Genomic DNA, 12,305 nt, shown 5'->3' with positions numbered 1-12,305 from the left:
GCCTACTGCTCCAAGGTCGTCAGGATGCGGCTGTCCAGAGACAGGATCTGCGTCTCGACATTGCGGTCCTGTTCGCGCAGCGCCTCGGCGTAACCGGCAGCGGACTCGGTGGTTGGGCGCATCGTGTTGAACAGCTGATTGTCGGTGTGCAGCACGATCACCTTGCTTTTGCCCAAGGCGCTGTCATCGACCTGAAAGGCAATACCGCCGTTGTCCTGGCTTTCGGGGATGGAATAGGCCACCCGTACGGACATCGGCCCGGAATCCCCGTCGCGCAACGCGGCAATGGAATTGTCCGGGCGGATGACGTTGGGCAGCAGGTGGAACACATTGCCCGAGACATCCAGCACCGACACCGACAGATAGCCGTCCTGCACATCATCCGGCAGGTCCACGTCGATCACCGGGTTCTGGCCGACGATGAAATCGCCGGTCGGATTGGGGGCGTTGTTCTGCTCGCCGTTGTAGAAGGCGATCGAGATATCGCTGGTCGGGGCCGAGGGCAGGAAGTTCTCGATCAGACACAGTGTCGGGTTCAGCAGCGCCACCCGATCCAGATCGATGGGGCGCGGTCCGGCCAGCGCGGTCAGCGCGGTGTCCAGACCCACAAGACTGTCGCGCGAGGCCAGGGTGCCGCTGACTTCGATGGGTGTTTCCGGGCCATATCCGGCGGTTGGCACGTCGACCAGCGTCAGGGCGCCGCAATCTGCCATGCCTGACAGGATCGGGCGGACCTCCTCGGGGGACAGGAACAGGGATTCCAGTTCGATTTCGGCCGACCCCTGCAACCCGGCAGGCAGACCGGCCGAGTAAAGTTGTTCCAACTGCGCATGCAGTGCCTGATCGGTGGTTTGTCCGGTCAGGCGGGCCTGATTGCCCTCGACCACCAGCCGCCATTCGTCCAGCGGCATGGCGGCGTCGATCACATCGACGACGGCGGTGCCCCAGCTGTCCGAGATGTCGCCCGAGGCCAGCGTCAGATCAACCTCGCCCCCTTCGCCGGTGATCTCGCCGGTCATCGCGTCGCGCACGGTTTCCGATGGCACAAAGCCCACGGCGCGCGGCGGCAGGCCGTCGCGCTTGTCGGCGACCAGAGTATAGGGCGCGGCAACGGGATATTGCGGCCCGGTCAGCCCGTCGAAGACCCCGCCGAAATACCCGCCTGCGCCGACGCCTGCGACGGCAAGCACGCCAAACACCGCGACCAGCCAGCCGCGAGATTTTGTCGGTTCGTCCACCTGTACCGGTTTCGGAGTTGCAACCTCGGCCTTTGGGGTGGAGGCGGGGGCTGGTTTTGGGGCGGGGGTCGGCGCGACCGCCTCGCCGCGCGGTTTGATCACCGTGGCATCGTCCAGATCATCCGTTGCCGGTGCGGGCGCGCTATTGCGGGCCGTGGCCAGGGCGCGCAACACTTCTCCGGCTGTTTGGTACCGATCATCCGGGTTCGGAGCCGTCATCTTGTCGAGGATCGATTTCAACGGCTCGGGCACGCCTTCGGTATCCAAAGGCTCTTTCTTGTTTTCGACCACTTCCAGCAGGTTGCGACCCGCATCGGCCTTCTGGCCGCGGAAATTGGCCAGCAGCAGCGCGCCCAGTGAATAGATGTCGGTGCGCTGGTCGGTCTTGCCCGACAGTTGTTCGGGCGCGGCATAGGCGTATTTCCCGGCGAACTCGCCACCGACGATGGTTTCAGCACCGGGATTGGTGTCTTTGGCGATGCCGAAATCGATGATCACCGCCTGCGCCGGGTCGCCGTCGCGCAGGATGATGTTGTCGGGGCTCAGGTCGCGGTGGACGATATTGCGGGCATGGGCGGCCTCCAGCCCTTCGCACACGCGTTTGCACACGGTCAGAACGTCACCGGCGGGCATCGGAGCTTCGCGAAGCTTCTGGTCCAGACCCGGCCCATCGACATAATCCATCACCAGATAGACATGGCCATCGGCGGTGCGGTTGTTTTCGGAATAGCGGACAACCGCATCGTGGCGGATGTCGCGGATCTCTTCCTCGCGCGTCAGAAGGACAAGATAGTCGTCATTGCTGGAAAACTCGGCCTTCAGCACCTTCAGCGCGGCAAGCCGCCCGGAAATTTCCGAGCGGGCCCGATAGACGTCAGAAGTACCGCCCCGCCCAAGGATGGCTTCGATCCGATAGGTATTGTTCACCAGATCGCCCGGCTGAAACAGGTCGCCTGCGCGGGATTCAGTCATACTGCCCTCAGTCTTGTTAGTCAGGTGGTGTGGCGATCAGCCGAGGGCCTGGAATTCGACGCGACGGTTTTCATCGGCGCGCGGATTGTCCTTGTTCAGCGGTTCCGCCTCACCCACGCCTAGCACTTCGAGGCGTTCATCGGCAATGCCGCAATCGCCGACGAGGAAACGCTTGACCTCTTTGGCGCGCAGCAGCGACAGGTTCTGGTTGTATTCGGCGGAACCGGCGCTGTCGGTGTGGCCGATGATCTGGAAGACGTTGACGTCAACGCCCTTCATCGCCTCGCACAGGGCGGCCAGCTTGGGCTTTTCATCATCGCGCAGCGCGGCCGAGGCAAAGTCGAACCGGACCTGGATATTCACCTGATCTTCGGCGGCAACCGGCTGGTATTCTGTCGGCGCGGCAGCGACGGTGGTATCGGCATCATCCGTTGCTGCGGCGTCGTCGCCGGTCGAGGGCACGATCACCAGCCCGCGTGTCTTTTGCTTGTTGAACGCGTCGGTGATTTCGTCGGCTGTCAGATCATTGGATTGCGCGAGCGCGATCTGCGTGGTGCACAGGGCGGCAAAAGCCGTGGCCCCGATGAATTTCAGCGAAAAAAACGTGGACATATACCTATTCCTTACCTGTTTCACGCAAAGAGTACCCCTGCGCCCGACAACCGACAATGAAGAAAGTCACACTTCTGGCCTTCATTTTGGTGCAATGACGTGACATCCCGACGGGTGGCTTCTAGGTTCGGGTGAGAAGACGGCGGAAATAGGAAAATCCAAAGACATGCGCATCGTTCCAGCGATAATTCTGGGTGTGGCCATCATCCTGGCCCCGATCATCTGGTATGTTTTCCCTTTGATTGTCCCGCTTGAGGAGAATTTCGAAGGCCCCGCCATCGATTCGGGCGCCCGGATCGAGATCGAAATGCTAAGCCAGCAGGTCGAGGATATGCGCGACCAGATCGAACGCCTGTCGCTGGAGCTGTCGCGATCGCAAAACAACTCGGCCGTTGTGCCGCAGGACAATTCGGCCGCTGATGATTACGGGTTTGACCGGTCCAGCCCGAACGACATCATAGACGCTTACGCGCAGGTCGTGCTGATCGCCAACCGCAACAACGTGAACAAGGGGCTGGAGCTGGCAAATTCGTCCTTCCTGCGCGACACGTTCGGCCTGCCGCGCGAGGATCTGACGGATGAGTGCCAGTCGATGACCAACCCGCGACTGGAAGATCTGCTGGTGCTGGAAGAGGTAGGCCCCGTGCGGGTGCGGATGCTGAAACCGGCTGTCGATTCCCTGCGCAATGTGTTCGAGAATATTCAGCGCACGGACCCGGACCTGTATGACCGTATCAACACTGCCGGGTCGCTGTGTGTGCGGCGCATTCGCGGGGCGACCTCATCCGCGTCGGCGCATGCTTACGGTTTGGCGGTCGATCTGAACATCGACGGGGTTCTGGACACGCTGGGCGATGGAAAAACCCAGCTGGGTCTGACCATTTTGGCCGATTTCTTCCGCGATGAAGGCTGGGTCTGGGGGGCTGCCTGGGGGCGCGAGGATTCGATGCATTTTGAGGTCAGCCGCAACAAGATCGAAGAATGGGTTGAGGCCGGGCTGCTCTGAATTCGAAAAAACGATAATAAAATCGGCACATTGTGAAGTCAGACACAGACGGGTGCCGGATAACTGTGTTCAGGTTGTGGGGCAATTTCAACGGTGGCCAGAGAAGTTTGAGTTCAACCTTGCTTTGGTCCCCTGATTGGGATTTGCTATTTGCAGACGACAGCGTGGGGCAGGTCGGAAAATGCGTAAAGGTTACCTTTAATATGATGTGGGTCCGACAGTTTGTGTGTCTGGCAGCCCTTGCTGCGCTATGTGTTTTCGGCGCGGCAGAGACGGCACTGGCACAAAGCGCGTCGAACCTTGCGCCCTCGACATTTCAGCCGCAGAATCAGCGTGGGACCGGGCCGGTTACGGTTGCGCGCGATCCCGGCGCACCGGCGCCCGAAGGGGCCGACCGGCTGTTTGTCACCGTCGGCAGCGTCCGGATTGAAGGGGCCTTGCCGCAGATGGAGGCCGCAAATGCCGGTTTTGTCGAACGGCTGACGGGCAAACGCGTTGCAGTGTCCGAGATTTTTGCCGCCACCAACCAGTTGGAAGGCGCGTATACCAATGCGGGCTTTGTCCTCAGCCGGGTTGTGTTGCCGCAGCAGACCCTGCGCGATGGTGGCACCCTGCGCATCGTGGTGATCGACGGGTTCATCGAACGGATCGACGCCGAGAAAGTGCCCGAACAGGCCCGCGCGCGGGTGGTTGAGATCACCAAGCCGCTGATCGGCAAGCGTGGCATCAAGCTGCAACAGATCGAACGCGCCCTGCTGCTGGCGGGGGATACGTTTGGCATCCGTCTGGCCTCGACCCTGTCGGCGGGCGACGCGCGGGGCGGCACAGTGCTGACACTGGATGGCCAGTTCAAGCAGATCACCGGCTCTTACGGGTTCGACAACACCCTGTCGGATCAGCTTGGCCCGGTGAACCTGAGCCTGGGGCTTGAGGTCAATGGCGCGCTGGAAATGGGCGAGACCTTCTATTTCAACCTCGGCGGCTCTCCGACCCGGTTCTTTTCCAGCGATCCGGAATATCGCATCGCCGCGGCGGGGGCCGTGTTCCCGATCGGCTATGACGGGCTGACCTTCAATGCCGAGGTCACATCCAGCGTGGCGCAGCCGGACTCGGATTTTCTGCCCAATGAAAGCACGTTCCAGCGCCTGTCGTTGCGGCTGTATTACCCGTGGATCCGGACGCGGAAACTGAATGTATCTTCGCAACTGATCTTCGATCGGGTCAGCGATTCACAGGATTTGCTGGTGGGCTCGCTGAACCTGCCGATTTATGACGATGATCTCAGCGTGCTGCGGGCGACGGTGGATGCCAGCTGGAACCAGACCAATGGCGGTTTCCTGACCGCCGGGGCCGTGCTGTCGCGCGGGTTGGATGCCTTTGGGGCCAGTGCCTCGGTCGGGCCGGGCGATACGCCCCTGTCGCGGCAGGGGGCCAGTGCCGAATTTACCAAGCTGGTGCTGTCGGCGCAGTATCAGCGTCCGCTGAACGCAAACTGGTCGGTGAACGTCAATGGCCGCGTCCAGACCAGCTTTGGCGACCCGCTGGTGACCTCGGAACAATTCAGCATTGCCAGCAGCAACGAGCTGTCCACATTTGACGCGGGCGAGCTGCGCGGCGATGATGGTTGGGTGCTGCGCGGTGAGGTTGGCCGTTCGCAACAGGTTCAGGTTGCCGATTTTCCGTTTATTTTCAAGCCATACGTATTTGGCGCATATGGTGAACTTGGGGTGGAACAGCCCACATTTTTTGAGCAAAGCACAACAACGGCTTATTCTTACGGCGTCGGTTTTGACGTGTTTACGATTGAGGATTCGGCCTATCGGTCCGGGTCGGTACGAGTTGAATATGGGAGAGGTGAACGTGATGATCTGGGGGAAGACGGAAACCGCTTCAGCATTGTTGCAAGCCGCCGGTTCTGACGGCGCGACAGCTATGAAACACGGGCTTTTTGCACTGGCCTCGGCCTCGGCCCTGCTGTGGGGCACCACCGCGCTGGCGCAATCGTTGCCCAATGGCGGGACGGTGGCAGCCGGGAATGTGGTCATCACCCAGCCCAACGGCGCTCAACTGAACATCAACCAGAACAGTGGCGCGGCCATCGTGAACTGGAACGGGTTCTCGATTGGCAAGGGTTCGACCGTCAATATCAACCAACCGGGCAAGAACAGCGTGATCCTGAACCGGGTCACGGGCGACACCACCAGTCAGATCCACGGACAACTGAACGCCAACGGTCAGGTGCATCTGGTCAATCCAAACGGTATTTTCATTGGCCCGAACGGGCATGTGAACACGGCTGGGTTTGTAGCCTCGACCCTGAATATCTCGGATGACGATTTCCTGAACGGGCGCTACCGCTACAACGGCAATGGCAACTCGGCTGCGGTTGAGAATGCCGGAACGATCTCGGTCGTACCCGGCGGCTATGCGGCGCTGATTGGGGGCAAAGTGTCCAATTCGGGCCTGATCCGTGTGCCTTTGGGCAAGGTGGGTCTTGGGGCCGGTGAAAAGGTCACTCTGGACGTGTCGGGCGACGGATTCCTGCAGGTTGCGGTGCCGTCGAACAGCGACGATGCCTCGATGGAGGCGCTGGTGTCCAACTCGGGCCGGATCGAGGCGGATGGCGGGATCGTCCACCTCAAGGCAGCAAGCGCGCGCAATGCGGCGCGGCAGGTGATCAACATGTCCGGCGTGATTGAGGCGCGCACGGTCGGCGGTGTGTCCGGGGCGGTGGTGCTGGGCGGCAGCGGCGGCGCGGTTGAGGTCAGCGGTCGCATCGATACCTCGGCCAAGACCCTTGTGGCCAGTTCGCCCCGCCCGGTGGCGCGCGGTCAGGATGGCGGATCGATCACCATCACGGGTGAGGCGATTGCACTGCGTGGTGCGACGCTGAAGGCCAGCGGGTCAGGTAATGGCGAGGGCGGCAACATCCGGGTCGGCGGAAACTATCAGGGCGGCGCTGGATTGCAGACGGCCCATTCGACCTATGTGGATGGCGACACCCGGATCATCTCGGACGGCGGCAACCGCGGCAATGGCGGTGAGATCATCATCTGGTCGGACGTTCTGACCGAGTTCCACGGCAACATCTCGGCCCGTGGCGGGGCGCAGGGCGGCAATGGCGGTTTTGCCGAAGTGTCGGGTAAGCAGGATCTGGTCTATCGCGGGCTTGCCGATCTGCGCGCACCAAAGGGAACGGTCGGACACCTGTTGCTGGACCCGACGAACATCACGGTTCCCGGCACCATCGACGTAGCAACGCTTGAGGCAAACCTTGCGAATGGAGACGTGACGCTGGATACGTCCGGGACGGGCCCGGATGTCGGCAACATCACGATCAACGCTGATATCGACTGGACGTCCGGTTTCGACCTGACGCTGCTTGCAGACAACAACGTCGTCTTGAACGGCGCGATCAACACCAATGGTGGCTTGATCATCGATGCAGTGGGCACGATCACCACCGGGGCAGGAGGCATCGTGAATGTGGGCGCATTCACCTTGCTGAACGGATCGTGGCAGCAGATTTCCAGCACCCTGCCATCCTTCTTTGCCGCCGATTTCACCATCGAATCCGGCGGCACCTTCCTACGGGTTCTTGGCGGGGCAGGGACGGCTGGCAACCCGTACCGGCTGACCGACATTTACGGATTGCAGGGGCTGGTTGGGTCCAGTCAGAACTTTGAGCTGGCAAACAACATCGATGCTTCGGTGACCTCAGGCTGGACGCGAGGGTTTGAGCCGATGGACTTCGACGGCACGCTCGACGGCAACCGATTTGCGATTGATAGCCTGTTCATCGACGATGCATTTGCCTTTGGTGGCATTTTTGGTGATCTGAACGGCACCGTTCGCAACCTGAGCGTTACCAATGCCGATGTCACCTCGGCCGAGGGCGGCATTCTGGCGGGATCAAACAACGGCACGATTTCCGGCGTCATGGTGTCCGGCAGCTATACCAGCACCGATTTTGAGGCAGGTGGCATTGCCGGGTTCAATACCGGGACCATCATCGACAGCTTTTCTACTGCCTCTGTGAGTGTGTTTACAATTGAATCAGACTTTGTTGTTGCGGGCGGTCTTGTCGGAGACAACTCGGGCTCGATCATCCGGTCCAACAGCTCGGGTGCGGTTCTGGGCACAACCGCCGGCGGACATGCTATGGGGGGACTGGTCGGGGTGAACTCGGGCTCGATTACCGATTCTTACTCAACCTCGGATGTATTTGGCGTCAATCTGACAGATGTGCAGACCTTTACAGCGACATTGGGCGGGTTGGTCGGCAGGAATGTCGGCGGAACGATTAACCGCACGTACTCAACCGGTAGTCTTGGTTTTTCAGGAATAAACACCCCGACGTTTGGCGGGTTGGTCGGCAGCAATTCCGGGTCGGTCGGCGCGTCCTTCTGGAACACCCAGACCTCCGGTCAAAGTTCCAGCGCCGGGGGCACGGGCCTGACCACCGCGCAGTTGCAAAATACCCAAAGCTTCTACAACCGTGCCTCGGCGCAGGGTTGGGATTTTGCCAATGTCTGGGCACCGGGCACCGGCAGCACGAACCCGGCGAACTACACCACGTCGCCGGTGGTCTTTGCCATCCCCAACCCGCTGGTCGTGGCGCAGGGGCAAACCGGCAGCGCAACGGCCACCGGTACCGTGGCAGGCGGCCCGTCGGTTTATCGCTTTGGCCCGGCTTCGGACAGTCTGAACACATCGCCGATCTTTGGATCGCCGAATTTCGCCAGCACGTCGCCCGGGACCACGACCTTTACGCTGAACACCTCGTCGCTGACCAGTTCCGGGGGGCAGGTCTATACGGTGGCGGCCTTGCCCGGTACGGCTGTGATCGGGGGCGGAACCACCATCGTCACCATCCCGCCGACGCCGACGATCAAGATCACGCCGACTGTGGACACGACAATTACCGGCGGTGGCAGTGGTGGCACGGTCACAACCACCGTCACCGAGGCTGAAACCGCGCTTGGTACTGTCGACAACGCCTCGCAGGATTTTGACGCCACGCTGTCGGCCTGTGCCTCGCAAGGGGCCGATGTCAGCGCCTATCTGGCCTGTCTGGCCGAGGCGATGGACGACTACGCCTCGGATCTGGATGCGATTGTCAGCGGTCTGCCGCCGGGGCTTGAATCCGTGGGTGACATCATTCGCGGCGCCAGCGCCGGTATTCGCGAAGCCGGCAATGACGCCAACCGCCGTCTGGCACTTGCAACCACCGCCGAAGAGCGCTCGGCGATCCGTCGTGAAGCAGTGCAGGAAGCCCGCCGCCAGATCCGTCAGGCGCAGCGCGAAATTCGCAAGGCGATCACATTGATACGAGCAACCGATCCGGAACTTGTCAGCGTCCAGAACCAGCAGGTAGAGTCGATCGTGGCGGCCGTTGGACAAGCCGAAATCGGCCTGAGCCGCGCCATCGGTCTGTAATCCTTCGGAGGCATAGCCTATGTTCGTGATCCGTCTTTGTGCGGCCTTTCTGGTGACGCTGATCAGTGCCTGCATGGCGCTGGCCGATAAACGCGTGGCCCTTGTGATCGGCAATTCGGACTATGCGTCCGTCAGCCCGCTGGACAACCCGATCAACGATGCCTCGGACCTGACCCTTGCGCTGGAAGGGTTGGGGTTTGACGTGTTTCTGGGGATGGATCTGACACGGGATGAGATGCTGTCGCTGGCGGAATCCTATGGCGCGACAGCGGCGGATTCGGATGTTTCGCTGTTTTTCTATGCCGGGCACGGGTTTCAGGTGGGGGGGCGCAACTATCTGGTTCCGGTCGATGCCAACCTGACCAGCGCGGCGGACATCCCTGAACAGACCGTTGCGATGGAAGAATTCGTTACCCGGATGGAAAGGTCCGACGGTATTCGCCTGGTGTTTCTGGATGCCTGCCGCGACAACCCGTTCGAGGATGCCGGGATCAGCGTCGATAACGGTCTGGCCCGCGTCGGCAGCGCAGCGGATTTCCTGTTCGCCTACGCCACCCAGCCCGACAACGTGGCTTATGACGGCACCGGTCGGAACAGTTTCTTCACCGAGGCTCTGCTGAGCCATATCTATACGCCGGGACAGGATATCTCTGACCTGCTGATCTCGGTCCGCAAGGATGTGCTGACCTCGACGGGCGGGCGGCAGATTCCGTGGGACAACTCGTCGCTGACGCGGCAGTTCCGTTTTGACAACAGCCCCGTAACGGCCTCGGAAGAGACGCTGTTGTGGCAGGTGGCGGCGAACTCGCAGGAACCGTCGCTGATGCAGCTTTATGTCGACCGCTATCCGCAAGGCGCGCATGTGAATGAGGTTGTGGCCTTTCTTGACCGCGCCGGGCAGGCGGGTCCGCAGACCCGCGCGCTGTCGGTTGAGGAAGAGGATGAACAGGCCGAGCGTCTGTGGAAACTGGCCCAACGCAGCCGGATGCGGCCTTTGCTGGAATTCTACCTTGAGCAATACCCCGATGGTGTCCATGTCGATCAGGCGCGACGGTTGATCGCGTCGGTGCCGCGCCCCGAAGACAGCACGCCGGGCGGAATTTGCGAGCGACTGGCGACCCACCCAAGGGACCGCACCGCCAGCATTCCCGGCGTGCCCTTCACCCGGTTGCAGGAAAACGCCCTGACCGCGATTCAGGCATGCAGCGCCGCCGCCGCACAATCGCCGGAGTTGTCGCATTACGTCGCCTTGCTGGCGCGGGCCACGATTGCCGCCGGGGATGTTGACCGGGCCGTGACCCTGTATAAGCAGGCCGCGGATGAGGGCGACTTGCGGGCCATGGTCTCGCTGGCGCAACTGCATGAAAGCGGCACCGGCGTGCCGCAGGACATGACCCGCGCGCTGGACCTGTATGAACAGGCCGCCGCCGGGGGCAGTTTCGATGCGATGATCAATCTGGCCGTCACCCTGTTCGAAGGCCAGATCGTGCCCAAGGACGAGGCGCGCGCCATTGCCCTGTTGCAACAGGCCGCTGACGGAGGTTCGGCCAAGGCCACTTTCAATCTGGGCGTTTTGGCGCAAGATGGGGCGGCGGGCGTACCTGCGCAAGCGCTTGGTTATTTCCAGAAGGCGGCACAGAACGGCGAGTATCAGGGTTATCTGGCCGCCGCCATTCTGCTGGACGAAGGGCGCGGCATCCCGCGCGATCCGCAGGAGGCCGCGCGTATGCTGCTGCGCGGTGCGGCCGAGGATAACGGCGCGATCCTCGATCAGCTCTCGCTCGCCTCGGACCAGTGGTCACGCGACACGCTGATGGAGGTGCAGAAATTCTTGCAGACCGCTGGTTACTACAACAGCACCATTGACGGTGTACCGGGGCCGAACTTTGTCGAGGCTCTGCGCCAATGGCGCAGTGGCGGGTTCGACCCGGTCATTCTGGCCGCGAACTAGACGCCAAGCCCCGCCCGGCAGGGTGGGATCAGTTCACCGGAACAAACTCGATCCGGCGGTTGCGGCGTTTGCCCTCTGCCGTGTCATTCGAGACCACGGGACGGGTTTCGCCATAGCCCACTGTCACCAGACGTTCGGGCGCAATGCCTTTTTCGACAAGGTAGGTGTTCACCGCACGGGCGCGACGCTCGCTGAGGGCCAGGTTGTCCGCATCCGATCCGTCACTGTCCGTATGACCGCCGATTTCGATCTTCAGCTCGGGGCAGCGATCCACGATGTCATAGAGATTGGTCAACAGCGGGATCGAGTCAGTTTTCAGCCGCGCACTGCCCGAATTGAAATAGATATTGCCGGTGCGCGACAGGATTTCCATCCGGCCCTCACAGGCGGTGCGGTCCAGATCGCCCTTGGTTTCCAGCGCGGCCGCACCCGGCGTGGCCGACACAAGTTCCAGTTGCGGCGGTGTACCCGCCTTGGCGCGGTCGAAGACAAAGCCGAAGCTGACAAAACCAAAGGGCAGGATATCGACGCCAGCAGCCTCTTGCAGCTTGCCACGGCCTTCTTCCAGATTGAAATCGGGCAGGGCGATGGCAATCGGCGTCGTGTTCGCCACTGCCACCCGGTCATTATCGACCAGAGTGATCGCCACCTGCGCCACGCTGTCCTTGGTCACGCCATGCAGGGTCAGCCGATAGGGCAGATCGATGATCTTGTGGCGGGACTGATGCAGATCGACCAGTTGTTCGGGCGGCAATTGGGCGGTGATCACGGCCTCGGGGAAGTTGAAGGTCTCGAAAAACAGAAACCGCATCCGCACGTTGCGCAGGTCGATCTTGGTATCGACACTGTCCATCTGCACCCGGATATCTGCCGCCCCGTCCGGGCCGATCACACCCGACAATGTGGCAAACCCGGAATTTTCGGCGACCGAGTTCTTTTTCACTGACAGGAATTGCAGTTCCGAGGCTGCGGCATCCAGTTTCCAGCCATGTTCGAACGGATCCACGTTTTGTGCCCACGCGGATTGTGCGATCAGCACCCCGGCTATCGCAGAAACGAGTCGCATCAGGGTTGAATGCGGCATGTG

Annotated in this window: 7 protein-coding genes; 4 read left to right on the top strand and 3 right to left on the bottom strand. The window is 61.4% G+C overall.

The features are described 5' to 3' along the window. Nucleotides 1-2: 2 nt before the first annotated feature. Complete coding sequence (locus ACR0AC_RS11235) at nucleotides 3-2,210, bottom strand: protein kinase domain-containing protein (protein WP_480873410.1); 2,208 nt, start codon at nucleotides 2,208-2,210, stop codon at nucleotides 3-5. A gap of 36 nt (nucleotides 2,211-2,246) precedes the next feature. After that, on the bottom strand, nucleotides 2,247-2,822 hold the full coding sequence (locus ACR0AC_RS11230) for an OmpA family protein (RefSeq protein WP_170622542.1): 576 nt from the start codon (nucleotides 2,820-2,822) through the stop codon (nucleotides 2,247-2,249). Between the two features lie 166 nt (nucleotides 2,823-2,988). Between ACR0AC_RS11230 and ACR0AC_RS11225 the strand changes: the two genes are divergently transcribed. From ACR0AC_RS11225 to ACR0AC_RS11210, 4 genes are all read left to right on the top strand, one after another. Continuing rightward, nucleotides 2,989-3,828: a M15 family metallopeptidase gene (locus ACR0AC_RS11225; protein WP_480873408.1), complete on the top strand. Its 840-nt coding sequence runs from the start codon at nucleotides 2,989-2,991 to the stop codon at nucleotides 3,826-3,828. A 203-nt stretch (nucleotides 3,829-4,031) separates the two neighbouring features. Further along, complete coding sequence (locus ACR0AC_RS11220) at nucleotides 4,032-5,747, top strand: ShlB/FhaC/HecB family hemolysin secretion/activation protein (protein ID WP_480873406.1); 1,716 nt, start codon at nucleotides 4,032-4,034, stop codon at nucleotides 5,745-5,747. 13 nt (nucleotides 5,748-5,760) lie between these two features. After that, nucleotides 5,761-9,267, top strand: coding sequence for a two-partner secretion domain-containing protein (locus ACR0AC_RS11215; protein WP_480873404.1), 3,507 nt, complete (start codon nucleotides 5,761-5,763; stop codon nucleotides 9,265-9,267). Nucleotides 9,268-9,286: 19 nt separating this feature from the next. Then, on the top strand, nucleotides 9,287-11,218 hold the full coding sequence (locus ACR0AC_RS11210) for a caspase family protein (protein WP_480584197.1): 1,932 nt from the start codon (nucleotides 9,287-9,289) through the stop codon (nucleotides 11,216-11,218). Nucleotides 11,219-11,246: 28 nt separating this feature from the next. On the opposite strand, the gene ACR0AC_RS11205 is transcribed toward ACR0AC_RS11210, so the two are convergent. Then, a complete protein-coding gene (locus tag ACR0AC_RS11205; RefSeq protein WP_170630601.1) occupies nucleotides 11,247-12,302 on the bottom strand; it encodes an OmpA family protein in 1,056 nt (351 codons plus the stop codon). Between the last annotated feature and the right edge of the window lie 3 nt (nucleotides 12,303-12,305).

Source organism: Ruegeria sp. H7 (genome assembly GCF_056532945.1).
The sequence above is the reverse complement of the archived record's forward strand: the minus strand, read 5'-3'. Positions and strand labels throughout refer to the sequence as shown.